This window comes from Candidatus Poribacteria bacterium (assembly GCA_026706025.1).
GTDB lineage: Bacteria > Poribacteria > WGA-4E > WGA-4E > WGA-3G > WGA-3G.
The window spans coordinates 61,954-86,671 of the sequence record JAPOZO010000002.1 but is presented as its reverse complement, the minus strand read 5'-3'; the positions used below and the strand labels follow the sequence as shown (position 1 = coordinate 86,671).

The following is a 24,718-nucleotide window of genomic DNA, read 5'->3' as shown; positions in this document are numbered from 1 at the left end:
TCAAAACTGGTAGAGGTTCCGGGCATTTTCTGCCATGATCTTGCGTTTGAGCATCGGCGCGAGGTTCTTTGGGAGTGCCTGATCAGGGGAATCAAAATCCCAATGTGGATAGTCAGTGGCGAACATTAGCCTGTCGTCTAAGTTGAGCTGCGCGAGGAGTTGGTCGAAGTATTCTTGTTTGGGGGGTTCTTCGATCGGCTGTGTGGTAACCCAGAAGTGTTCGCGGATGTATTCGGACGGCAACCGTTTTAGTTCAGGTACTTCGTCCCGCAATTTTTTCCACGCCCGGTCAAGTCGCCACATCAACGGCGGTAGCCACGCGAATCCACCTTCAATTAGAACAGCTTTGAGTGTCGGAAATTGTTCAAAGACCCCTTCGCAGACGAGGCTGGTTACCTGTGTCTGGAACGCCTGCGTCATTCCGGCGTGGTCTTCAATGTAGTGTGAAGGTCTACCGACGGCGGTAATCGGTCCTACACCGACACCGGTGAAGTGGATGCCGATTGGGAGGTCGTGTTCGACTGCTGCCTCGTACATCTTCCAATACTTACGCCGTCCCAACGGTTCCATCGTGCGTGCAAGCAGCAATATTTGCACGAACCCCGGATGCTTTGCCAGTCGGTTAATCTCAGCGGTGGTGAATTCTGCGTCATCGCATACAACAATCATTGAGGCGCGTAATCTCGGTTCTTTTTCAAGCCATTCCTCAATTTGCCAATCGTTCATGGCACTTGCCCACGCTGCTGCATAAGCGAGATTCGGCATTTCGCAGACTGGCGTTAAACAATTGAGGATACCATATTCGATGTTGAATGTATCCAGCAATTGCTCACGCAGGAAGTCGAGATCGGAACCCGGTCTATGTCCGGAGGGTGTCCATGCGTCGTATCTGGCACCGAAAGGCTGGGCGCGAGGAATGTATGCGCCGACGCGGTCGGTTGTGCCGACCATGCTATGATGCTTGCGCCAACGTTCGGAGAGATAGGGGTATAGCACCGTCTCGGAAGCGAGCGTGTTATGGATATCGCAGTCGATGACTGAGGGTTTCTGTTGTTCAGGTATTTCTGTTTTCTTCATTTTTGTGCCCATTTCACAGACAAGTGTTCCGCCCCATTATGAACAGCTTGATCATATATTCTATGCTTCATCATAGTTGATTACTCAATCAGAAGAATTAGTAAAATAATCTTCTCGGTACTTAGAGAAGTAATATAGCACAGCGCGCTCCGCAACATCTTTCATAATCTCAAACATTTCATCAACTGTCCACTCCTCGGCCCGGAAATAAAAACTACCTCGGTTGAATCGCCCGTCTTCCTCGTTGTGGAGATAGATTTTGTTGAGTTTGCCAAACATTGCCATGGTTGATATCCGATCTAAAATCGTAGATGTTTCCTCAAAGTCACAACCGTATCCAAAGCAAACAAAGGGGAAAATACTTTCGCGCAGTAACGCGGTGCGGAACCCGATTAGATTCTTTCCAAGGCGTTCGATAGCATTTCCTTGTGCTTGCTTGCCTAATCCTTCTTTTGCTCGCCTATCATTTGTTCCTTGATTTTTTACCTCCGAGATCAAAATTGGATAGGTTAATGCGCTGTCCTTGTTGCTCTTTATCGTAAGAATACCTCCATCTGGTTTCATACTAGTATTGTTGAAGTGGCAATGTAAATCAGTGTCAGGAAAATATGGTCTTAGTTCATTAATAATGTCTTTCAGAAGCCATTGTTTTTTATGATCTAAAGAAATTTTTTTGTCAAATTTATCCTCCAAATATTCAACAACTTTGTAAAGCGCTTTGATAAGCACCTTTTCTTGTTGTTTAGCCGTTGCGTTGATTATGGTGTCTGATCGTAGTTCTCGCAGTCGCTCTTTATTTGCCATTGAAATTCCTCTCTACAAGAAATAGTTGTTCAGTTACATGGATGTTTCGGTTTTTTAGATTCCTTGATCCGCGAAATGTATTGTACTGTATCTCAAATTGATCAACAATTCCTATTTTTTGAAGCATAGTACGCATTTCGTCAGGCGGAATAAACCCTTCATTATTAAACGAAATAAGAAAAAAGCGTGTGTCAATTGTATGTAGTAGATTATTAAATAGTTCTTTAGATGTTGTTTGGACATTATAACCTGAGCGCTTCCAGTTCTTTGGAATACCTGATACTCGACTTATATCAGTGGGTTCTTCATAATGTACAAGTAAGTTTAGCATAAAGTAATTTGAACCATAAGGGTGTTGATTGTAAGGCGGATCAATATAAGTCAAATCAAGTTCCTTTATCTGACTAGCTATTTTATTTGTGTCGTCATGATACACTTCATAATCACATTCAAATTGACTTAGAACAGGTGGTTCTAGTTCAATTCGCCCTTTAATACGATTTAATGCGTTGGAATTAGTGCCGCCGTATTGCCCAATTCCAGTCATCTTGTTCTTGTAGAAGCCCTTAAATACCCCGGAAGTGTTTGAGTGGACAGACGCTTTACTAAGAAGAGGCCCTAGTAGCGAATCACGGAAGTTTGCGGGATAGTCCTCAATCATTCTACGATAATTATCTAGTCGGCGGGCATTATCGGGTGTGTAGAAAGCTCGGTCGTTTTGTGTAATATTCGATTCATCCTCAGGCGCATAAAGTTTCTCAATAAATCCTTTAGAAGTTGGTTTGTCCACACGATTGTTGAGATCCTTAACAATTCTGGAAATTGTAGTCAAATCAACTGAGCTGCGATTTTGGAGATAACATCGCGAAATTGACGCAGCGTAGTCCTCAAAATCGTTACTTGCAAGATACGAGGCATGGGCTTTCATAAAACGAGAGACAATACCGGAGCCACTGAATGCATCAAATACCCGAAGGCGTGATTTGCCCATTCGTTTCTTCACTTGTATAACTGCCCTACCTATGTGGCCCAATAGCGAACGTTTATTGCCTATATATGTAATAAGTTGATTTGAGAGGTAGTCAATGTTTTCTATTCCAATCATAGAGAGTACTTCCTCACAGATGCCCAGAATGCATCAGTTTTTTTACGATGTCGGTATGTAGGAGTAACAACCTGAGTATTGTATGTGGGCCAAGTCAAGGCGTTGAGCAGTCTTAAGACGATACCTTGTGAAACTGCTGCTTCACCTACAAATATGTCTTTGTCTAAACCTTCGCGTATGTCATCAATGTGTTCCTTAAGTGTCATTGCCTAATGAAGACTTCCTTTCCGTTTCAACATAAAATTCGGTTGTGAGATGGACTTACCGAGAGCACTTGCACGGACTAATAAATTTAATTTTCCCATTATATAACATTTTATTTCCATGTCAAGGAAAAAAGGTAGGGTCATTTAGTTTTAAGAGATTCTTGAGTTTTGTGCCTCTTTTCGCAAATCCGGTGCGGTTAGGAAACCGCACCATAGGTGTCAATTTAGCGATTTTTCGTGCTATTCTCGGTATATTAAGTCTGAACTGTGATTTCTCTGATTTTTCTGATTTTTGTGATAAGATCTCTGATGGCAAATAAGATGCTGATTGTGGTGTTGAAGTTTCTACAGAGAGGGCGTTCCCGCAGAACTGATCAGTGGTCAGGCCTGGGTTTTCAGTTTTCAGTTGTTTGTGATGGGGTCTCTTATCATGGGAATCATAGCAATCAGAAAAATCACAGTTCAGAAGGCAACAGTGGCAGGAGTGTGTCCGTTTTTGGGGCTCGCAAGGGTTTTCAATAGGTTTTTGAAGTCTTGAAGTTCTCTGTTTAGAATCCGGTTCGGTTGGGAAACCGAACCTACCGGGCCTGGGTCTGAGACGGTTGCTGTTTCTAAAATTGACCCCTTTGGTGTGGTTTCCTAACCGCACCATAGGTGTCAATTTGGTCCCGTAGGTTGGGTAGAACGGAACTGAGAGGCAGATGCAGGATTCTAAAGACGCACCGAATCCAATAGTTGTCGGATACACTTAAGAACGCAGTGAAACCCAACTTCATACCGTTGGTGTCTGGAAAACCACAAAAGCGTTGGGTTTCACTCGGTTTCTGGTCGATGTGGCATATATGGAGAAATTTGATTTTTCTCTCACTCTTCAGTTTTTTTGTGACATCCGTTCTACCCAACCTACGATCCCACGAACAGTTTTTTCCTAAATTGACATCTATAGTTTGCCTGTACGAATGGGTATCAAAGAGTGGAATTCTCTGTAGAAATGAGATAGAGCCTGGCTTTTACCGCTCAACCCAATAGATGTCTACATTTGTATTTTGATTATCGAATGTCACGTTTTTTAATCTCTTTTCTCAAAGTATAGGTTTCTGACTCTGCCTCCAGTCAGTCTAAATCCTGTAACGAGTTCAGTGTCGTCTCGTGTGAAACGGATTTCTGGAAAAAACCATGTGTTCCCAAGGAAATGACCGTCGGTGTAGGTTAGCAATATGTCATCGTGCCGTATATGTTGTGCTATAAGTTGGTTTCCGTGTACGCGAATGCTGTAGGTCGTATCGAGTTCTTCGGTGTAATAATCACCCTCAAATTCTGTCAACTGCTCTGGTGTCGGCGGTTCAGATTTGATGTCCTCAGCCGGTGCTGCTTTTTCTCGCTCGGATGCTTCTACGGGAGCAAGGACATCAAGAAGATAAAGATCCGCGACTTTTTCTGCTAAACGGAGTGGGTTAAATGTGTCCAGATTGCATAAGATGACAACACCAAATTTCTGATCAGGAAAACGGATTAAATGGCTCCGAAATCCGCGCCATGACCCACTATGCCCAACGGTTTTCAATCCTCTATACTCACCGATGCTCAGACCTAAAGCGTAACTAATTTGCTCTCCGTTGTTTAGCACACCGCGCTGGTGCATCTGGTCTATCACTGTCTGTTCGCCAATCCGTGTGTCGTCAAAGTTCAGAATCCATTTCGCTAAATCTTCCACCGTTGAATAGAGCGAACTTGAACCGAGGGCGGTTGTATTGTTAACAGTATGCTTAAATCCACCGTTTTCGGCGGCTTGATACGAGTATGCTCGGTTCTTCAGAATCATTTGGTGGTCATCGTGAAAATGAGAGTTCGTCATAGCGAGAGGTTTGAAGATGTGAGCATTTGTCCATTCTCTGAAGGAGTCTCCAGTTACCCTTTCGACGATTTCTGCGAGCAGGTTGTACCCCGTATTGCTGTATAGATACGCCTCCCCCGGCTCAAAGTTGAGTGATTTCTGATGTCGGACCATTCTCAGAATATGCTGAAACGAAATTACATCTTCCATCTCGACACCGGCGATGACAAGTGACTGTACCCAATCCCGTAGTCCGCTGGTGTGATGCAGGAGATGTCGGGTTGTGATTGTGTTACCAAAATCCGGGACATCGGGTAGGTGTACCCGTATATCGTCATCTAATGAAAGCTTTCTGTCGTGCGATAGAGAGGCGATAGCAAACGCTGCAAATTGTTTAGAAACTGAAGCGATGTCGAAGATGGTCGTCGTTGTAATCGGGATGTCATATTCCAGATTTGCCGTCCCGTATCCCTGTTTATAGATGACTTCACCGCCTCTGGTAACCGCTACAGCGGCACCTGGAGAATCCGGTTTGTTCCATTCTGCAAACAGTTGATCGACTCTTGCCTCAAGTGTCTGGTGGGTTGCCATTGCTGTCTCCTCTGGTTTACTTGCACAGCCCCATTTGCATTAGGATTAGGAATCGGATACAGGATGAAACTAATAAGGGTTTTTCCGATGAAGACGACTGTGGATTAAGGACAGAAAAGGAAATTGCTATAGGATTCACACCATCACCATTCCCTGTTTATCCCGTAAGCATCAAAAATCGTATCTGCACCAATAATTGGAAATCCCTCAACGAGTGCTTGTGCAATTATCAACCGGTCAAACGGATCTCGATGGTGAAAAGGCAAGGTGGTAAGCTTGATTAGGCAGTCAACTGTGATATCCAATATTTCAATACGATTGAAATCGAGTTGTTCTGGAAACAACTTCTCAAAAGGTTTGTTTAAAACGAGTTTCCCTAAACTCAGCAGATATTTCATTCCGTATACTCTCTGAAGTCTGGAAGTTCATCGTCAAAATCCTCACTAATGTCAATAAGCCCTTCGGCACTTCCAAAGCCAACCTTTACCCAGGGCTCACAAAAAATACTTTTCCACTTGTATTGATAGGGCGGCATCAATGTGTCCATTGATTCAGCATGAAACAGAAAATGGTACTTCACATACGTCTGATCTATCAATTTGATGCAATCATCTAATGTCTCGAAGGACGGAACGACTTTCAACTCGCGCTCATCCCAATGGGCAATCCGCTTATCAGCAAACTCCGCAAGTATTTTTGCTTTGGATTTAAGTCGCGCCTTATCATTTTTTACCATCTGTGGACAAACGTATGCCCCACTTGCATCTGCGTATGACGCAAAGCCATCCATTTTTATGATTTCCTTCAGTTGAGAAGTGCCAACAATTCCTACTGCTTCAAGATCTGCCTTACCTACTACTTGATCCAAGTCGGGTCCATTAGAATGAGGATGGCGGGAATTGAAGTAGTCACTGGAGAGCTCTTCAGGGTTTTTAGCAATTTCGTCAAGCAATTTTACAAAAGATATGCTATCCTTCTGCAATTCAGTCTGCCGACGGATTCCTGCTGCCGCATGAGAGCAATACGTCCTCGCGAGATAACTATAGAAGGCATTAGGCTGTTGGATACGTGGGTTTTCACGGATCATGTCCTGGACTTCCCAGAACATGTTTGCGTCTTCAACAAGCACTTGAATATCGTTGTGAATCGTCTCCATCCATCCGAGCCACTTTTCCAATTTTTGACTTTTCTCAAACTTCTGATTCATTTTAAGTACTCCCCAAATGGAAAAAACGCGTAGACTGGGTTAAACGAAAAATCAAAAATCACGAATGTTCCATCTGGCTTAGGAGGTTCAGGCAGTTTCAATCTTCTATCCAAAGTTATGTCCAATTCACGTTTAAGTATAATACATTGTCAAGGAGTTGTCAAACCAAACGTCTATTTTAGAGGCGGTAGAATTCCCGCGCATTTTCGGACAAAATTTTGCGTGTCAGCGATTGGGGTAAGTGTGCTGGAAAAGCCTCTTCCGGAGTATCATAGTGCCAGTGCGGATAGTCGCTCGAAAACATTAACATGTCTTCGGAGTCGAGTTGACCGACAAGCTGAAGGAGTTCTGCTGCAGTGGGCGGTGCGTCAATGGGTTGGAGTGTCAGGCGGATGTGTTCTCGGATATATGCTGATGGGGGCCGCTTTACCCATGGTGTCAGACTTCGCAAGCCGCGCCACTCTTTATCAAACCGCCACATGAGCGATGGCATCCATGTAACACCGGTTTCTATGAGTGCGACGCGTAAGTCAGGAAACTTGTCAAAAACTCCCTCTGATACGAGACTCAAGACCTGCGCTTGAAACACCTGCGACATACCGACGTATTCTTCAAGGTAAGTTGAGGGCCATCCCACAGATGTTGGTGGCAATCCGGGTGCGCCGCCGTAATGGATACCGACTACGAGTTGATGACGGAGCACCGCAGCGTAGATCGGATGATAGCGTCTATTGCCGTAAGGCACCTGTGATCGGGCAGGTAGCATTACTTGGACGAAGCCTGGGTGTCCTCCTAAACGTTCAATCTCCTTTACTGCGAGTTCAGGATTTTGGCTTGGTACTATTAGTGAAGCACGTAAACGCGGTTCCGGGTCGAGCCAATGTTCAATCTGCCAATCGTTGACTGCCGAGGCAAGCGCTGCAGCGAGGTCTTCATTGTGTACGCTCTGCACCCGAAATCCACAGGTAAGTATGCCGTACTTAACCTCCCAAAAATCGAGGGCATGCTTACGTAAGAGTGCTAAATCCGATGCGGGACGGTTTTTTGAGGGCTGCGTGATTTCTGGACGTGTTGAGGTCGGCACACCCTCTGGATAGTCATCCGCGTCGGGTCCCGGAAAACCAGATTCTTCGCAATAGTCGCACCAGTAATCGGGTAGGTACGGATAGAGCATTCGGAGTGTAGGCAATCGGTTGTGGAGGTCAGCGTCGATTATAGGCATGCCCGATTGCACGAAACTCGGTTTTCCATTGTCTGTTTTCATCGGTTTTCCTTTTTATTTTTTGATCACATTGGACGAATATACTGAGGTTAGGTTGTACCGTAGGTATGCCAAAATAACATCGGTTCGTCTTCGTATCCGTGCGCCTTTACATAATGGATAAGTCCTGATAGTGCCTTACCGGTATAGGTATTTTCAAGCGTGAGCCCCTCATGTTCAGCCATCATAGCGACAGCGCGTTTGCCAGCTTCGGTGGGGATAGCGTACCCGTCCCCAAAATCGTCATGCCAGAGTTCAATGCTGCGCGCGTGAATATTACTTGAATCCACTGCACCCATGAGGCGAAGGGTCCGCCGTACCATATGAGAAATTGCCCACGCGTTTGCGACCACGCGGTCAGCGACACGGACACCGACAATCCGGGATTGTAACCCCGCAAGCCGGACCCCAACTTCTAAACCCGCCATAGTACCACACGTCCCTACCGGTACGAAGATAAATCTCGGTTCTGGAAGCACTCCCTCCTCAATCTGTGATTTCAGTTCCGAAACTGCTTTCACATAGCCGACAGACCCGAGCGGTGCCGAACCACCGGCTGGAATGAAATAGCGTTCCTCTCCGATGCCAAGCGTCGTTTTTATCTGTTCATAAGCGTAACGCGCAAACATCGTCTCCATACGCTTAACCTCATAGATCTGATCAGCGTGTTCACAAATTGTGCGATAGTTCTTTTCGGAATAGTCAGTAGGCGGTTGTTTAAAGAGCAAGCACTCTACTTGGAATCCAGACGCTTTGCCGTAGACCGCTGTTGCCCGAACATGGTTAGAACCTGTCGGCCCGATTGTGAAGAGTGTCTCTTTAAGGTCTGCTTGTGCTGCCGCTGCAAACATATACTCCAGTTTTCGCACCTTGTTGCCCCCTCCCAACGGGCCGCTCAGATCGTCTCGTTTTATCCAGAGGGACTGGAAACCGAGGGTTCGCTCAAGGTTTGAGAGACGTTGCACGGGTGTCGGGAAGTTTCCAAGTGGATGGTGAGCGATTGATTCAATCATAGATTTGTTGGCACTACTGGACAATACCACTTTCGATTATCTGGTTTGCAACATGCTCAGCGAGTGCTGCGATTGCCAAGGTTGGTGGTACGCCGATAGAGGTTGGAAAGAGGCTCGCATCGGCAACAAATAAACCTTTCACTGCATGGGATTCCCCTGAAAGCTTGACGACGTTTCGGTTCGGATTTTCACCCATTCGGAGTGTGCCTTGCGGATGACTTGAAGCGAGCATGATGTCATTTGGGACGATGCCGCGTCGGCGGACAATCTCAAGATCCATTTCTGTTTTGATAGGGAAATGTTGTGTATAGGGCATCACAATCTCTGTTGCGCCGGCAGCGAAAAGTAGGCGGGCGGCGTTGATTGCGCCTTCTACCAACATCCTTTTATCTGATCGCCGGAGTCGGTATGCGATATTTGGCGCGCCTCTGTAATTGACTGAGACTCGTCCGGTTGTTCGGTCATGTAAGAGAACGAGGAGCGCAGCGATGTGGCGGTAGCGTTCCATCAGTTCTCGATGATCCTCACCGAATCCCGGAAGGCTTGCAGCGACTATCATCTGCGAACCGAAGGCAGGCATGAGTAGGTAACCACTACTCCGAGACTTTTCTAAGTTGAGGAACTCATCAATATAGTAACTTTGCGGGATGCCGAGGTGTCCGTCAATGGTTTCGTTGAAAATCCCACCGACAAAAACAGCCGGATGCAAGTGGAGATTTTTTCCTACCTGTCGGTTTGTGTTCGGCAGCCGGCTTTTTAACCAGAGTTGTGGTGAGTTGATGGCACCGGCGGCGAGTACCACCGCTTTGCTCTGGATATCCAACTTGCCTGATGGCAGTTGTGCAGAAACACCAACGACTCTATTTTTTTCCGTATGGATTTTCTCAGCGGTGCAGTTGCTATAGAGTCGTGCGCCTGCGGCAAGTGCCAAAGGGATATACGTAACCGCCATACTCTGTTTGCCACTTCTTGTGGGGTTGTCCTGAGTTGATTTCGAGAGTGGGCATCCGAAAAGGCACTGCGATCCGCACGTAGGGCAGGCACCCCTATTGTGCCTTTGCACGACACCGCGCCACTTCATCACTTCGCATCCGCGACGAATAACAGCATTTAGGCGGTTCACGTCCGGTTCCTGTATCTGTGTGACACCGAGCATCTGCTCCACACGCGCAAAGTTGGCTGAGAGGTCTGGAACACCCCACCTATCTAATAGTACTTGTGGTGGGCGGACAGCGTAGCAGAGGTTATGTACGGTTGAACCGCCGACCCCTCTGCCTTGCGAGATAACGATCGCGCCATCGCGTGTGCGCCGTAAGCCGTTATCCCAGAAGAGGCGGCGCAGCATCTCTGGTTCGTAGTTACCGAAAGTGGAAGGGTCGTGATTTTCGCCTGCCTCTAAAATGATTACTGATAACCCAGCTTCAGCGAGTTCTTTTGCGACGACAGCACCGCCTGCCCCAGAGCCGATAACGCACACATCAGCATGTTCTTGCTGGAGTTGCTGGTTTTGCCGCTGCGAGGCGCGGGCACTATTGGTGGCACTCGAGGACTGAGATTGTGAATTGTTCATAGTGTTGCGTACGCTTTTAATCTGAAACTTATAGGATTTCTAATATATTATATTTGTAGAAGGTATTGCCCAAATAAGAACTTCTATCTTGGAAGAACCCCCTAAATCCCCCTTATCAGGGGGACTTTGAATGGTACTTGTTATGCAAACTGTCCAAATAGAAATGGTATTACTTTGTCAGAGAGCGGTAGCGTTGATATGCCTGCTCTGCTTTCGCCTGTTCGCCGATTTGCCGATAGGTATTTGCCAAGTTTCGATAGAGTTGTGGGTTCGTTGTGTTAAGACGGACTGCGGTCTCAAATTGCGTAATTGCCTGCCGATGTTTTTTTAGCATCATATAGACAATACCGAGACTATTCCGGTACACTGCACTCTTTGGATGTGCTTCAACGAGGTTTCCGTATATCTCAAGTGCGTCCATGTAAGCCTCTGTTTGAAGATAACTATAACCGAGCAATTCGGATGCCTTCTCATCCTGTGGAGCGATAGTAAGACACGCTTTGAGCTCCGCAATCGCGGGTTTCCATTCTGTTCGTTTGATGTGCAGTTCAGCGAGTTGATAACGGAGTCGAAGGCGTTGTGGATTGTCGAGAATCAAACGTTGGAGTGTTGTCAGTTGTTCCTCTTCACGGGTGAGTTTCTCAAATGTACGGAGCGCAGCGCGTCCCTCGGTAATTTTCCCAGTGCGTAGATAACAGTTTCCCAGATTGAAATGTGCTTTCGCGTGCCGACTTTGGCGTTTAATAACTGCTTCAAAATGGGGTATTGCTTGCGTAAAATCCTCTGCTTGGAAGTAGGCGAGACCGAGAATGTAACGTGCCTCATTGTCATGCGGTATCCGTTTAAGGTGATGGATTGCTTCATCGATTTGGTTCAGACGCAGGTAGGCGGCACCTAAAAGCCTGCGTGCTTTAAAGAGGTCGGGCTGCAGTTGTAAAGCGCGTTGCAGCGGTTTAACGGCATCTTCCGCGTTCGCCATACCGATCAGATATGCCTCGCCGAGACGAACGTGCGCATCGGCAAAATCGGGCGTGAGATTGATGGCATTTTGGAGTGCCTGAATTGCTGGTTTCCACTGCGATTGCCTGCCGTATAGCACACCGAGTTGATAATGTGCCTCAGCGTGCGATGCGTCCAGTTTTATTGCTCGCTGGAACGCTGCGAGCGCAGTGCGATTATCTTTCCGAGTGAGTGCTTGCAAACCCGTCTGATAGGCGTGTGCTGCCTCGGTGGGTGTGCCTTGTTCTGCTGGCACGAGACACACCACGGATAAGAAAATTAATAAAGAAAGACAGAAAAGATTCGTTTTCACTGTTCTTAGGGTTATTCAGTTTTAAGAAATTATAGGGTTTCAGGTCTTCTTTTATCGAGCCGGTGCGGTTAGGAAACCGCACCTACCGGGTTTGGTTAACTAAAAACAGAATAAAATAGAAAACTAAATAGTCCTATCACTGTTTGTTAATCTGTAGACACGATTTTGCATTCATGATAGCATATTTCCACGTGTCTATCAACCCACTATCAGGGCAAAACTTGCAAGCCCATCTCTGAACGTGAGTTTGACCTAAGCAGAGAACGGCACGATACAACCTACGGTTGTTCGTTAAGGTCTCTTAAAATTAATTCAAAAAATCAAGTCAAGCCCGTAGGGGTTGACGGCTCCAGAGAAAGAAACGTCAATTCCCAATCCACTCACCTTAACCACAAGGAAAATTAAAAAAATGGAATTTGTTCAGTTGACTGATGCACAGCGCGAGGAATTTGATGAGAACGGTTATCTTATCGTGCGTTCTGCAATTGATAGCGAGATGATTGATCGTTTGACTGAAACAGGCGACCGCCTCATGGAATCGTTTGAATACCACGGCTATTACGCACATCGGCGGGACGGTTTGGTGCAAGAACCTGCATTTGCGGATCTTGCAACACAGTCAAAGGCAGTGCCGTTGATTCTTCAACTGCTCGGTACAAATATCCATATTACGAATACCGCGCTTATCTACAAACATCCACAGACACCAGAAAAACCTGACAACCGTAACTGGCATCGAGATGTTGGTGTACATTTAGATGTCGGGCACGAAGGGTGTCCACGCGTGGGTTTGAAGGTAGGCTATTGCTTAACAGATTTCAGTGTGCCGAACTCAGGGGCGACATGGTTTGTCCGACAGAGCAATAAATTGAGTGAACCGCTGCGTATCCCTGAAGGCGAAGTCGATCCACCTACGTATGATGAACCGCTGCTCCAAGCAGGCGATGCGTTCCTGTTTGAGAGTCGTATCTATCATGCTGCGGGGTTAAATTTCAGAGAGAACATCTCTAAAGTGGTCATCTACGGGTACCATTATCGCTGGGTTAAACCCGATTACTACCTACGATATTACGACGATATCCTGCAACCCGATGAAACGGTAGTTGAAAATCTGGATGATCTTGGTAGGCAGTTTCTCGGCGCATCCACGGATACGCAGGGCAGGCGCGACCCGAACGGCATTCATTGGGCTGGTACAGAATGGGCAACGGCACACAATTTGAATTTAGAGCAAGCCCCACAAGTTGTTACTGTTTAAATTAGAATGCGTGAAGAAGGAGCAAAAATGGCTAAAGTTAAAGAAGTTAAGGTAGGTATTGTTGGGTGTGGTGGTATTGCTGGCGGTAAACACCTTCCCGGCCATAAAGGTGTCAAGGGTGTTTCAATTATCGCTGCGTGCGACATTGACGAATCCCGCGCGAAAGCGTTCGCGAAACAGCACGACATTCCGCACGTTTTCAGCGATTACGAGGAATTGGCTGCGATGGATGAACTTGATGCTGTGAGTGTTTGCACGCCGAATAATTTCCACGCCGGACCGACTATTGCCGCCTTGAACGCTGGTAAGCACGTTATCTGCGAAAAGCCGATTGCTGCGAACGCGATTGACGGACAAGCGATGGTCGATGCCCAGAAAGCGAGTGGTAAGGTTCTACAGATCGGTTTACAATCTCGGTTCCGTGCTGAAGCGCGTACATTGCGGAAACTCTATGACGAAGGATTTTTTGGTGATGTGTATTATGCCCGTGCAATGGCGATGCGGCGGCGTGGTGTCCCGGCTTCGCCATCGTTTCTGAGCAAAGCCATCGCAGGTGGAGGACCACTGATTGACATCGGTGTGCATATCTTAGATGTGTTGCTCTGGATGATCGGTTGCCCGAAACCGGTTGAGGCATTCGGAATGGCGGTAACAAAGTTTGGACATAAAAAGGATGTCATCAACCCGTGGGGTAAGTGGAATCCTGAAGATTTTGAGGTCGAGGATTTCGCGATGGGTACGATCCGCTTTGAGAGTGGGTTGACGGTAACCTTGGAGACTGCGTGGGCATCGCACATTGAGAATATCGGCGGCACGTTCTTTATGGGTGATTTAGCCGGTGCCACTTATGAACCGCTTCAGATTTACCTTGATAAGAAAGATGAGATGGTGAATTACACGCCGAAACTGCTTACAGGATTACTGAGTGAATTTGAATCGTTCCATAAGGCTGTTCGGGAAGACTTACCGTCTCCGGTACCTGCGGAAGAAGTGCTGAACATAGCGAAAATCTTTGATGCGCTCTATGAATCCGCACGAATCGGCCGCTCCGTTCCTATTGCCTGAGGCATATCTGTTACTAATTTTTTAGGCGCGCTTTGGAGCGCGCCTACTGCTGCGTTCATTTCTGATAACTTGCCCGCACGACTGTTTTAATACCGCCGCGGATGTTGAAGTTGCCGACGACTTCTGCCTTCCGTGGCTGGCAGGCTTCAACAAAATCCTCTAATACCTTATTTACGACGTGCTCATGGAAGATGCCGACATCTCGGTAGAAGAGGAAGTACTCCTTCAACGATTTCAGTTCGACACAGTGCTGGTCTGGCACATAGGTGATGCAGAGTGTGGCGAAATCCGGTAACCCAGTTTTGGGGCATACGGCGGTAAATTCAAGGTTGGTTATTTCGATGGTGTAATCTCGGTGGCTATACTGATTTTCCCATGTCTCAATTGAAGGTGTTTCTAATTCAGGGATATGGGTTTGTAAATCGTCATAACCATTGTGCTGGCTCATTCAATATCTCCACTATTTTCCTTTAGCCGCGCTGCTGAAACGCGCCTATCAATTAGGGAAGTGCTACTTGAGAATTACCATCCGGCGGGTACTTTGGAAATCGCCAGCGGTAAATGTATAGAAATAGATACCACTTGCGACCCGCGTTTCCGATTTATCTCTACCATCCCAATATGCGGCTTTCTCTTGACTCTGGTAATTACCGGGTGCCTGTAGTCCGATATTTAACTGGCGGACAAGTCCGCCGCCGATGTCGTAGATTTTTACGCTGACCTCGGCTTGCTCTGCTAAGTTGTAAGGAAACCACGTTTCAGGGTTAAAAGGGTTCGGGTAATTCTGGAAAACCGTTGTGTGCTTAATGTGCCCAAGTGTCGTAAGTGTCTGGGACGCTGGATCGACGGGGAAGGGAACATCCGCCGCTTGGAATCCCAAATCAATAGGATTATAGATAAAAGCGGAGCCAGCGTTATCACCAGCACTATCATTGCCTGAGGCACCGACGATAGCGAATGCGCCTCTGATTGCAACTGAGGCACCGAAGAGGTCGGAGCGATTTGTCCCGCTTGCAACAATCCTGCGTTTCTGCACCCAAGTTAATCCATCCCTGAGAAAAGAGTAGGCTGAGCCTTTGTCAATCTGTAGTGGCACCAGTGCCTGCTCTCTGCTTTCAGGTGCAGGATGATCATCCTTCCATGCCCCGACGACTGCCGTGCCTTCGTGAATAGCGACAGCTGCCCCGAATTCGTCGCCTGCCTCGGCCTCGGTAGCGGTCAGTTTTGCCTGTTGTAGCCAAGCTCTTCGTGTCTCCACGAAAATATAAGCTGCGCCCATGTCGGGTTCACTTCGATCTTCCTTAGGTGCGCCGATGATAGCGACACCTCCGGTTAAATCCACAGCGTAACCGAATTCATCACCGAGTCCACTATCATTTGGGATGAGTTCAAAGTCTTGGCTCCATGCCCCCCCGTTGCGTGTAAAGACATAGGCTGCCCCAGAGTCGGGGCCCGTTGCGTCACTCCGATGCGCGCCGATGAGTGCGTTATCGCCATAAACAGCCACAGCATGCCCGAACTGATCCCCGGGTACAGCGTTTTGATGTGTAAGTTTCGCCTGTTGTCCCCAAGAAACCCCGTTTCGGACGAAGATGTACGCGGCACCAGCATCCACACTGGCTTCATCTTTTCCGTGAGCCCCGATGACAGCGGTATTTTCATGGATAGCGACAGATGTTCCGAAGTGGTCGAACATGCTGGTATCGTCTCCGATTAATTTTGCTTGTTGAACCCATTCGTCGCCTGAGTAGATGAAGACGTACGCTGCGCCCGCCTCCGGTCCGGCATCATCAACCCCAGGTGCGCCAATAACCACGGTTTCACCACTGATGGCAACAGTATTTCCGAAGAGATCGCCCGCCTTTGCATCGTTAGCGGTAAATTTCGCGCGTTGTAGCCATAGGGAGCCACTCCGCTCAAAAACATAAGCGGCACCGGCGTTCGTGGCAACATCATCATCTTGTTGCGCGCCAGAAATGGCGAAATTGCCACTAATAGCGACAGAGATACCAAACTGATCTTCGGAAGCCGTCTCGCCATCGCTTAATTTGATACTCTCTATCCAGGTTCCATCTTCCTTTTGTTCATAGATGTAGGCAGCACCAGAACTGAGGCCACCAGCACTGTGTTTTGGTGCGCCAGCAATTACTTCGTTTCCACTGATGGCGACAGCATATCCGAGTTGGTCACCGCCATTACTATCACTGGCGACGAGTTTTGTGTGTTGGTTCCAGAAGGGTGGTTCGTTTCGTGTAAAGACATAAGCGGCACCGACGAGGTCTTGACCGACCCGACCGCCGACCGCTCCAATAACGGCAGTTTCGCCACTGATGTCAACAGAGGTACCGAAGGAGGATGCACCATCTGGATCAATGGGAATCATACGGATCCGGATCCGGTTTCTTTTTTGTTGCCATTTGCCACCCTCGCGCTGATAGATGTAAGCGGCACCTTGACCTTTATTTTTAGGTGAGGTTACAATCGCGAAATCACCATCAACATCAACTGCGTATCCGAAGTTATCCTCTGATTCCGTATTGTTACCGAGGAGTTTTTCTTGGAATGTCCATCGGATCCCGTTTCGTATAAAGACATAGGCGGCACCGGCATCCAGCCCTGCTTCGTCATCACGGGTTGCGCCAATAATAGCGGTATCGCCATCAATACCGACAGAAAAGCCGAAATATGCGAATTTAGTGGCATCTGGGGCAGTGAGATGATCTGTCTGAATCCAACTATTGCCGAGCCGCTCAAACACGTAGACGGAGCCTGCGTCCGCAGAGGGTTTATTGATACGGTGGCCCCCGACGAGTGCTGTGTCTCCGTCGATAGCGACCGAGATCCCAAAATAGTCGCCTGCGCGTGCGTCGGGCGCGACCAGTTTCGCCTGCTCTATCCATTCCGTGTCTTGCCGCGTAAAGATATATACGGCACCAGAGTTCCTTCCAAAATCGTCTTTCCTTGGCGCGCCGACGATAGCATAATCGCCGCTCATTGCGAGTGTTGTGCCAAATTCGTCGCCACCTACTGTGTCACTGGTATTCAGTTTTTGATGTTGGATCCATCCAGTTTCACTCCGAAGAAAGACTTGGACCGAACCCGCATTTCTGCCGTCGTCGGTATCATCATTTGGGACGCCCACCATTGCGTAATCGCCGCTCATACCGACACTCTCACCGAGATTATCGTGAATGACAGCGGCACTTGTATTGAGTTGCACTCGGTCAGCACTGCTTTGTATTGCTAACCCGATTCCGAGGAGCAGAGTTAGCACGGTTATCTGTATTTTTTTCAATTTTCTTCCCCTCACTATTTGACGTTATCCCTATCCGTTAAATCTATAGGAATAATTGAAATTTATTCTTTCTCCATTGTTATCAGTGAAAATTCCAATTGTTAATGACACAATTTGCAAGCCAAAAGGGGCATATTTTGAAAAAACCGCAAAAATTAGGGACCATGCGAGGGACGCTTCCCCATTTGGGCTGTATGTTGTATAGAGCGTAGCAAATTACATGCCACTCGAAAATTCAGATAAAATCGTCGAATTTCGACCTCTTTCAACAGAATCTGCAATTCGCTGTTCACCTATTGAACACTCCTACGGTAATTACGCCATTTTCCTGGCTTTGGACTTAGTGTTACTCCGATACGCTGAGTCTATGGATTTTCTGTGCTTTATCTTCGCCATACCATAACGCCGTGCCATCCCAAGTTAACCCGTGCGGTTCGCTTGGACATGAAACGGAATCAAGTACCTCACCAGATTCGGGGTGGATTCGGTAAACGACATGGTCATTTGTATCGGCGTTCCAAAGTGCTTCGCCATCCCATGCGAGCCCGTGTGCGCGACCGCCCGGTGTTGACAATTCGGCAAGGATTTCCCCAGTTTCAGGACACTGTTTGATGAACCGCCCCGTGTTCATGTCAACGCTCCAGAGATGCTCACCATCCCATGCTAACCCGTGGGGTCCTTCTGCTGGCGATGAAAAGGTTGTGACGACCTCTAAATCCGGTACTGTGAGTTTGTAAAATGTTTGCTGCCATATACTATTGTACCAAAGATGCGCACCTGCCCACTCCAAACCGGCACTACCCGGGTAAGGCGGCGTAAGTGTTAGCAAAACCTCACCGGTCTCAGGATCAATCTCATGGATGGGACCGACACCTTCAACACTCCAGAGTGATGTTCCTCGCCATGCGAGTCCATTGGTGCCAGCACCGGGAGATGGAATTTGATGCCCATTTGTTGTTTCACGCATTGCTTTTATACCTCCGTGACGCTTAATCTGTCTCTAAGAGCGCGTTCTGAATTTCAGTGATGACTTCTTGTTCGGTTTCAATAGTTAATCGCGTCTGTAGTATCTGCTTGGCGGTATCGCCTCCGATTTTTCCCAATGCCCAAGCGGCATGGCTCCGAACCAAAGGCTCGTTATCAGCTAACGCATCTTTGAGTGCAGGAACGGCGCGCGGTTCGCCCCAATTACCGATAGCGACGAGGACATTCCGCAAGAACCCACGGCGTTTGGTACGTTTGATCGGGCTTCCCTTGAACCTTCGACTAAACTCGTGTTGTGTCATACCGATAAGCGATAGCAATTTAGGCGTAAGGTTTCCGTCGCGCGGTTGGAACGCAGGCTCGTCCGTCGGCACGGCTTTACTATTCCATGGACAGACCTCTTGGCAGATATCACACCCAAAGATTAAGTTTCCGATTTTTGGGCGTAATGCTTTCGGAATACTTTCCTTCAGTTCGATTGTCAGATAAGAGATGCAAAGTCGAGAATCAAGGAGATTCGGCTCAATAATTGCATCCGTCGGACATGCTTCAATGCAGCGTGTACAAGTCCCACAGCTCCCGCGGAGGGAAGGAGTATCTGACTCCAAGTCGACATTGATGAGTACCTCCGCGAGGAAATACCAAGACCCGGAACGCCAATGGATTAGATTGGTATTCTTGCCGATCCAGCCGATACCAGCCTTTTGGGCATATTCCCTTTCGATGATGGGCGCGGTATCAACACAAATGCGAGTTTTCAGTTCGGTTTCAGCTGTCTGCCGAATAAAATCAATAAGTTCAGAAAGACGTTGACGGATGACATCGTGATAGTCGTCGCCCCAAGCGTAACGGGAAATCTGTCCACGTGCGGGGTCATCTGCGAATACTTTCGGCGGATCAAGCGTGTAATAGTTCATTGCGAGGCTGATAACAGATTTCGCTTCTGCCATAAGTTGACGGACATCAACCTTCAGCGGGAGATGCTTTTTGAGATAGTTCATTTTCCCGGCATAACCGCTTTCTACCCATTGCCGATAACGCGCAATTGTTTCACTCTGTGCCGCAGGTGTAATCCCGACGAGTTCAAATCCGAGTTCTTTTGCGTGCGTATGAATTTGTTGCGTTAGTGCTAACATCATGGCGTCCCACGCGGATAGGATCCGATAACATTGACATTCTGACACACTTTTTCAAGCTGCCCAAGTGCCACAAGGACCCGTTCGTCAGCGATATGGCCCTTCATCTCAGCAAAGAAGACATACTCCCAGGGTTTGACTCGTGATGGGAGAGATTCAAGATAAGTTAAACTCAACTGGGCTTTCTCTAAAACACCGAGGGCTTGGTGGAGTGCTCCAATTTTGTCTCGAACTGCAAAAAAGAGCGAGGTCCGATCATGTCCGCTTGGGTCCGACATCTGACTCCCGATGATAAAGAAGCGGGTTGTGTTATTCGGTTCATCCATAATGGCGTTTGCAACAATTGGAATCTGATAAATCTCGCTTGCGAGTTCACTTGCAATAGCAGCTGCTGATGGTTCTTGTGAAGCACGTTGTGCGGCTTCAGATGTACTGACAACTTCAATCTGTTCAACATTACCGAGATGCCTGCTTAGCCACGCCCTACATTGCGCGAAAGGTTGTGGATGCGAGTAAATACACCGAATTTCTGTGAGGGGTGCCTTTGACAACAAGTGCTGCTTTATCGGCTGAAATGTCTCTGCACAGATCCACAAGTGTGTGTGTTGGAAGCGTTCTAAAACATCCCGCACAGTGCCCTGTAGCGAATTTTCGATAGCGACCACCCCGTAATCTGCTCTACCAGATTCAACCTCAGTAAAGATGTCAACCTGCGGATGGATAGGGATAAATTCAGTTAACGCGCCGAAATGATATCGAGCCGCCAAGTGTCCGAAACTACCAACTGGGCCGAGAAAGGCGACCCGCTCCGGTTCCTGCAAAGAACGGGAGGCAGATAATATTTCGGTCCAGATTGCTTCCAGCGCCTCTTCGGGGAACTTCCCATCATTCTGTGCCATCAAGCGTGCAATAACTTGCTTCTGCCGATGCGGAACATAAACCTGCGCAACGCCTGTTTCTGCTTTCACCGCACCGACCTTCTTGGAAACCTCTGCTCGCTCCTGCAGCAGTGCTAAAATCTGGTCGTCAATTTCGTTGATCTGGTCGCGGTACTCAGTTAATTCCAAAGAATAGATCTCCGTTTTCCAGTTTCCAGTTTCCAGTTTCCAAAATAGGACTTACGCAATTTTGACTTTAGCACACACTGTTAAGTAGGGTGCTTGGAAAAAACGCAGACGGTCTCTTGGCACAGGCTAACAGCCTATGCTACAAAAGAGCAGCATGCGTAAGTCCTACAGAAAAGAGAGTTTGAGTGAATCTAACATCTCGTAAGGGCGAGGAATGTAATACAAGGAACGGATTTGGTCTATTTAAAGACCAAATCCCCTCGCCCCTACGGTTATTGGTTACTGTTAACTATCCATTCAATTTCTTCATAGCGGCAATCATTTCATCGTCTGAGGGATTATCTTTCACCATTTCAACAAACGCCTCAGCACTGAGCTTATGTTCCTCCAGGAACATTTTATCCTGCGGTCACGGATAGATATACTCACCGATGATGCCTTGCAATTGTGCGTTGGCTTTATCGCTGATTCTGGCTAACCATGGGATACCGCCGATAATCATATCCCTATGGCGTGGTTTCCAATCGAGAGCCATCTGTTTCACCTCCTTTAATAGTTATCAGTACGGTTTGCTACGCAAACCTTTCGGTTATCAGTTGTCGGTTAAGCGGGTTGTATATCGTCTAAACTCTCTTTTTAATCACCAGTTTTTAAAAGAACGGCTGTAGTGAATCTAAATACTTCTTTAACTCTCACTGCGAGGCAAACTGACAACCGATAACCGACAACTGGTTTTACTGTGTATTTTCTTCGAGTTGCTGCAAGGTCTCCCCTAAAAGTTGCTGCAACCGTCCGTATTCTGCCCAATCGCCAGTGCGCTGCGCTGTTTGTGACTGATTGAAATAGAGGTTCGCTTGCTTAGCGAGTCCTAATGAGGTCTGATCTGCGCTCGGATCAGTTGCGGTTTCAGGCGTTTCAGTTTGCCTCGCAGTGAGAGTGTCCGTCTCTGTGGTTTCAAATCGTGTTCCCTGTCCGAACATTTTGAGGAGTGCCTCCTCAAGGCTTGCCCCCCAGACGACCTCGTTTTCATATCCGATGACGACCCGTCTTAATTCGGGAATAGCGGTTTTTTCATCTTCAGATTGAATGTAGATAGGTTCAACATAGAGCAGCGAGTTATTCATCGGGAGAATCAGTAAATTTCCACGTAGAACACGAGAACCTTGCGTATTCCAGAGGCTAATCTGCTGAGAAATTTCAGGCTCTTGGCTAATGAAGTTTTCTACCTGCATCGGTCCTGCTATTTGCCGCCCTTTGGGGAAGCGATAGACGAGGAGCTGCCCATATTGAGGCAGATCACATCGCGCGGACAGCCATGCGGTAAGGTTCGGTTTGTTGAGCGGTGTGAAAGGCAGCATCAACATAAATTCGGCTTTCTCTTGCCCGGGTAGCCTGAGAACGACGTAGTAAGGTTCAACGGGTTGCCCTTCGGCGGCTGAACGTTGAACGGTCTGCTGTTGTGGAACGAATGGACTCCTCGGCTGTTGTGGTACTTGCTGTGTTTGTGCATCTGTATTGTCGTAGAGTTCTCTTCCGATTTCCCATTTATCTTCACCGGCATAGAAGGTTACTGGATCCTTCATGTGGTAATCCTGATAGACCCGGGCTTGGATGAGGAACATAGCCATGGGGTACCGAATATGTGCTTTGAGTTCATCGGGCATCTCTTCAAAGGGCTTAAAAAGGGCTGGAAAGATTCTTCGATAACATTCCACAATTGGATCCCGTTCCCGGTCCATAATGTAAAAGTCGGCGGTGCCATCGTAAGCATCAACAACGACTTTAACAGAGTTTCGGATGTAGTTGCCCCACGACTCATCGTCCCGTTGTGCATTTGGGAGTCGCCTTCTTCTCTCGTCGTCGAATTCTCTCATAGAGACAGAGTAAGGGTAGCGATGTGTGATCGTATAAGCATCAATCATCCAGACGAGTCTACTGTTATGGATAACGATGTAGGGATCTCCATCGTATCGCAAAAAAGGTGCGATTTTCTGAATGCGTTCTTTGATATTCCGATTGTAAAGGATTCGGCTCGTTGATGAAATTTCACCGGGTAGAACGAAGTTAATTTCGTTATCAAACTTGAGCATGTACACCATTTTCCGCCAGAAAGAGTTCAGGCGGACACCGCCTTCTCCCTGATATGCGTATTCGGCGTATTGTTGTCCTTCTTGTGGATAGTCAAACTCAAGTCCTTGGGTCCGGTCCGGGTGCACGATGACATAGCGATTTGTGCGTTCACCATAATAGATACGGGGTCCTGGCGTTTCGCTAAACCGGTGTTGCCACTGCTCCTTATAGTCAATGGGTGGCAACCCTTGGATATACATATTGGGTTTGCCGTTATCAATTTCGTTAACAGGACTAACGACAGCCCCGTATCCGTGAGTGTAGGTATAGGTCTGCTTATACCAATCGTTTCTGATTTCTACGGGCAGTTCGTTAATATTGAGTTCGCGTCCTGAGAGCATCACTTGTCGAATTTCACCATCAACCACATAGCGATCAATATCGACATCGTTGAAATCGTACTGCGAGCGCAATTCTTGGAGTTGTCGAAAGGTCCTACGCAAAGGCCTCCAGTCCCAGAGGCGGATACTGTTGAAAACAGGTTTGTTTTCCTGGCTGGTTATGTCCTCGTAACTGAGCTGCTCGGTCAGTGGATACTCTTCTTCGGTTACCGTGTTCTCGGCTAAACCGTAAGCTTCGAGTGTCGCTTTGATGTTATAGTTGATGTAGTCTGCTTCTAAAACCTGTTTATTGGGTTCAACCCGCCAACTTTGTATAGCAGCCGGGTAGACTTGTCCGAGGAAGCCAGCGATTAGAAATACAACAAATCCACCAAAAGCGAAGGAATTGCGTTTCAAGAAGATGCTAACGATGAAGACCAAGGCGCAGAGGACAGTAAGCCAGAGCATAATATTCAATATAGGAAGGCGTGCTTGTATGGCGGCGTATCCGCCACCGCCGCGGACAACCTCGTTTGAAGCATACAGTAGGTCGTACATAGCGAATTGGTAGTTCCATGCTCTGCAAAGCAGTGTCACACCGACAAGCGTAAACAGATGGGCTTTAACGCTGAAAGGTGGACGGAACCGGAACTGACTGGTATCGCCTGTGATAAGCCCGTGGAAGAAATAGATGACGGTCGCAAATATTGTCACCAGCATAAAGATACCGAAAAGCGTCCCACAGATGTAGCGTTCTAACGGCATTTTGAAAACGTAGAAGGCGACATCCTTTTTGAAAATTGGATCGCGTGCGGGGGAGATAAAAAACGCTTTTTGTCCGGGTTCTATTTGGACACTGGTGTTCAATCGGATCGCGTTTTCCAGTACGGCTTCAACGCGTGCCTCCTGATTTATGCCGTCTATCTGAACGTTGACTGGGTCTCCAACTTTTATATGTTTTGCTTGGAGTTCCAATTGCGAGACAGGTATTTCGTTTGTGTCAATAGTTCCTTCCACGCTAATAGGGGTGGCAGCCGGGAAAACGAGTTCGTCAGAGTTGAAGAAACGTAGATAAATTTCCCATCGATCGCTTGCAGTATAGCCCATCAAGATACTGAAAAGTATAGCGAGGAGTGTAAGTCCACCGTAAATCATTCTTCGCGTGGCACCGGGATCGCTTGTGGATTCGCCTGCGAATTCAGCACCGCCCATAAAAGCGGGACTCAGGTGTGCTGGCGTAAATCGATAGATCAAGGCAAGGTTTGCTAAAAGAATAACTAAGTAACAGACCCCAACAATTACACCGACGAAGATTTTCGTTTCAAGGATTTTATAGAAAACTCCGAAATAGTTCACCATCTTAAACCATAGGAAATCAGGGTAAAGGTTCACCCAGAGCGCGCCGAGCCCACCCACAACAGCAAGAATGACGATAGTGATAACAAAACGTTTGGTTCGTGAATCCATATTTTTAAAGCCTTCA

At 47.5% G+C, this 24,718-nt stretch carries 20 protein-coding genes; 2 read left to right on the top strand and 18 right to left on the bottom strand.

All coding sequences use genetic code 11. The features are described 5' to 3' along the window. The 11 genes from OXH00_00410 to OXH00_00360 all read right to left on the bottom strand — a co-directional run bounded on the left by OXH00_00410 (position 1) and on the right by OXH00_00360 (position 11,923). A complete protein-coding gene (locus tag OXH00_00410) occupies positions 1-1,077 on the bottom strand; it encodes an amidohydrolase family protein (GenBank protein ID MCY3739459.1) in 1,077 nt (358 codons plus the stop codon). 84 nt (positions 1,078-1,161) lie between these two features. Continuing rightward, positions 1,162-1,881, bottom strand: coding sequence for a hypothetical protein (locus tag OXH00_00405; GenBank protein MCY3739458.1), 720 nt, complete (start codon positions 1,879-1,881; stop codon positions 1,162-1,164). Further along, a complete protein-coding gene (locus OXH00_00400; GenBank protein ID MCY3739457.1) occupies positions 1,871-2,986 on the bottom strand; it encodes a DNA adenine methylase in 1,116 nt (371 codons plus the stop codon). The genes OXH00_00405 and OXH00_00400 overlap by 11 nt, the downstream gene beginning before the upstream one ends. Beyond that, positions 2,983-3,192 (bottom strand): hypothetical protein, encoded by a 210-nt coding sequence (locus tag OXH00_00395; protein ID MCY3739456.1) that lies wholly within the window; start codon positions 3,190-3,192, stop codon positions 2,983-2,985. Before OXH00_00395 ends, OXH00_00400 begins: the two co-directional genes overlap by 4 nt. Positions 3,193-4,261: 1,069 nt before the next feature. Beyond that, the gene (locus tag OXH00_00390) at positions 4,262-5,617 is read right to left on the bottom strand and encodes a serine hydrolase (protein MCY3739455.1); all 1,356 of its coding nucleotides are present in this window, start codon (positions 5,615-5,617) and stop codon (positions 4,262-4,264) included. Between the two features lie 143 nt (positions 5,618-5,760). After that, positions 5,761-6,015: a type II toxin-antitoxin system VapC family toxin gene (locus OXH00_00385; protein ID MCY3739454.1), complete on the bottom strand. Its 255-nt coding sequence runs from the start codon at positions 6,013-6,015 to the stop codon at positions 5,761-5,763. Further along, on the bottom strand, positions 6,012-6,824 hold the full coding sequence (locus OXH00_00380) for a hypothetical protein (GenBank protein ID MCY3739453.1): 813 nt from the start codon (positions 6,822-6,824) through the stop codon (positions 6,012-6,014). Before OXH00_00380 ends, OXH00_00385 begins: the two co-directional genes overlap by 4 nt. Before the next feature lie 178 nt (positions 6,825-7,002). Continuing rightward, positions 7,003-8,088, bottom strand: coding sequence for an amidohydrolase family protein (locus OXH00_00375; protein ID MCY3739452.1), 1,086 nt, complete (start codon positions 8,086-8,088; stop codon positions 7,003-7,005). 47 nt (positions 8,089-8,135) lie between these two features. Continuing rightward, a complete protein-coding gene (locus OXH00_00370) occupies positions 8,136-9,098 on the bottom strand; it encodes a pyridoxal-phosphate dependent enzyme (protein MCY3739451.1) in 963 nt (320 codons plus the stop codon). 13 nt (positions 9,099-9,111) lie between these two features. After that, the gene (locus OXH00_00365; protein ID MCY3739450.1) at positions 9,112-10,668 is read right to left on the bottom strand and encodes a GMC family oxidoreductase; all 1,557 of its coding nucleotides are present in this window, start codon (positions 10,666-10,668) and stop codon (positions 9,112-9,114) included. A gap of 169 nt (positions 10,669-10,837) precedes the next feature. Further along, on the bottom strand, positions 10,838-11,923 hold the full coding sequence (locus OXH00_00360) for a tetratricopeptide repeat protein (protein ID MCY3739449.1): 1,086 nt from the start codon (positions 11,921-11,923) through the stop codon (positions 10,838-10,840). 466 nt (positions 11,924-12,389) lie between these two features. Here OXH00_00360 and OXH00_00355 point away from each other — a divergent pair, with 466 nt between their 5' ends. Both OXH00_00355 and OXH00_00350 read left to right on the top strand, forming a co-directional pair. Further along, on the top strand, positions 12,390-13,238 hold the full coding sequence (locus OXH00_00355) for a phytanoyl-CoA dioxygenase family protein (protein ID MCY3739448.1): 849 nt from the start codon (positions 12,390-12,392) through the stop codon (positions 13,236-13,238). 27 nt (positions 13,239-13,265) lie between these two features. Next, entirely contained in the window at positions 13,266-14,303 is a 1,038-nt protein-coding gene (locus OXH00_00350; GenBank protein ID MCY3739447.1) for a Gfo/Idh/MocA family oxidoreductase, read from the top strand. A 55-nt stretch (positions 14,304-14,358) separates the two neighbouring features. On the opposite strand, the gene queF is transcribed toward OXH00_00350, so the two are convergent. The 7 genes from queF to OXH00_00315 form a co-directional block, all read right to left on the bottom strand. Continuing rightward, positions 14,359-14,751: a preQ(1) synthase gene (gene queF / locus OXH00_00345; GenBank protein ID MCY3739446.1), complete on the bottom strand. Its 393-nt coding sequence runs from the start codon at positions 14,749-14,751 to the stop codon at positions 14,359-14,361. Positions 14,752-14,814: 63 nt separating this feature from the next. Further along, positions 14,815-17,598 (bottom strand): T9SS type A sorting domain-containing protein, encoded by a 2,784-nt coding sequence (locus tag OXH00_00340; GenBank protein MCY3739445.1) that lies wholly within the window; start codon positions 17,596-17,598, stop codon positions 14,815-14,817. Positions 17,599-17,944: 346 nt separating this feature from the next. Beyond that, on the bottom strand, positions 17,945-18,565 hold the full coding sequence (locus OXH00_00335) for a hypothetical protein (protein ID MCY3739444.1): 621 nt from the start codon (positions 18,563-18,565) through the stop codon (positions 17,945-17,947). Between the two features lie 22 nt (positions 18,566-18,587). After that, entirely contained in the window at positions 18,588-19,721 is a 1,134-nt protein-coding gene (gene queG / locus OXH00_00330; protein ID MCY3739443.1) for a tRNA epoxyqueuosine(34) reductase QueG, read from the bottom strand. Beyond that, positions 19,718-20,785: a prephenate dehydratase gene (gene pheA, locus OXH00_00325; GenBank protein ID MCY3739442.1), complete on the bottom strand. Its 1,068-nt coding sequence runs from the start codon at positions 20,783-20,785 to the stop codon at positions 19,718-19,720. The genes queG and pheA overlap by 4 nt, the downstream gene beginning before the upstream one ends. A gap of 409 nt (positions 20,786-21,194) precedes the next feature. Further along, positions 21,195-21,320: a hypothetical protein gene (locus OXH00_00320; GenBank protein MCY3739441.1), complete on the bottom strand. Its 126-nt coding sequence runs from the start codon at positions 21,318-21,320 to the stop codon at positions 21,195-21,197. Between the two features lie 199 nt (positions 21,321-21,519). Continuing rightward, positions 21,520-24,702 carry a UPF0182 family protein gene (locus OXH00_00315; GenBank protein ID MCY3739440.1) on the bottom strand — a complete coding sequence of 1,061 codons (3,183 nt, stop codon included), beginning with the start codon at positions 24,700-24,702 and terminating at the stop codon, positions 21,520-21,522. Between the last annotated feature and the right edge of the window lie 16 nt (positions 24,703-24,718).

Excerpts from the sequence above, each read along its gene's own strand:
- OXH00_00410 (MCY3739459.1), bottom strand. The coding sequence starts at position 1,077 with ATGAAGAAAACAGAAATACCTGAACAACAGAAACCCTCAGTCATCGAC.
- OXH00_00405 (MCY3739458.1), bottom strand. The coding sequence starts at position 1,881 with ATGGCAAATAAAGAGCGACTGCGAGAACTACGATCAGACACCATAATC.
- OXH00_00400 (MCY3739457.1), bottom strand. The coding sequence starts at position 2,986 with ATGATTGGAATAGAAAACATTGACTACCTCTCAAATCAACTTATTACA.
- OXH00_00395 (MCY3739456.1), bottom strand. The coding sequence starts at position 3,192 with ATGACACTTAAGGAACACATTGATGACATACGCGAAGGTTTAGACAAA.
- OXH00_00390 (MCY3739455.1), bottom strand. The coding sequence starts at position 5,617 with ATGGCAACCCACCAGACACTTGAGGCAAGAGTCGATCAACTGTTTGCA.
- OXH00_00385 (MCY3739454.1), bottom strand. The coding sequence starts at position 6,015 with ATGAAATATCTGCTGAGTTTAGGGAAACTCGTTTTAAACAAACCTTTT.
- OXH00_00380 (MCY3739453.1), bottom strand. The coding sequence starts at position 6,824 with ATGAATCAGAAGTTTGAGAAAAGTCAAAAATTGGAAAAGTGGCTCGGA.
- OXH00_00375 (MCY3739452.1), bottom strand. The coding sequence starts at position 8,088 with ATGAAAACAGACAATGGAAAACCGAGTTTCGTGCAATCGGGCATGCCT.
- OXH00_00370 (MCY3739451.1), bottom strand. The coding sequence starts at position 9,098 with ATGATTGAATCAATCGCTCACCATCCACTTGGAAACTTCCCGACACCC.
- OXH00_00365 (MCY3739450.1), bottom strand. The coding sequence starts at position 10,668 with ATGAACAATTCACAATCTCAGTCCTCGAGTGCCACCAATAGTGCCCGC.
- OXH00_00355 (MCY3739448.1), top strand. The coding sequence starts at position 12,390 with ATGGAATTTGTTCAGTTGACTGATGCACAGCGCGAGGAATTTGATGAG.
- OXH00_00350 (MCY3739447.1), top strand. The coding sequence starts at position 13,266 with ATGGCTAAAGTTAAAGAAGTTAAGGTAGGTATTGTTGGGTGTGGTGGT.
- queF (MCY3739446.1), bottom strand. The coding sequence starts at position 14,751 with ATGAGCCAGCACAATGGTTATGACGATTTACAAACCCATATCCCTGAA.
- OXH00_00335 (MCY3739444.1), bottom strand. The coding sequence starts at position 18,565 with ATGCGTGAAACAACAAATGGGCATCAAATTCCATCTCCCGGTGCTGGC.
- queG (MCY3739443.1), bottom strand. The coding sequence starts at position 19,721 with ATGATGTTAGCACTAACGCAACAAATTCATACGCACGCAAAAGAACTC.
- OXH00_00320 (MCY3739441.1), bottom strand. The coding sequence starts at position 21,320 with ATGGCTCTCGATTGGAAACCACGCCATAGGGATATGATTATCGGCGGT.
- OXH00_00315 (MCY3739440.1), bottom strand. The coding sequence starts at position 24,702 with ATGGATTCACGAACCAAACGTTTTGTTATCACTATCGTCATTCTTGCT.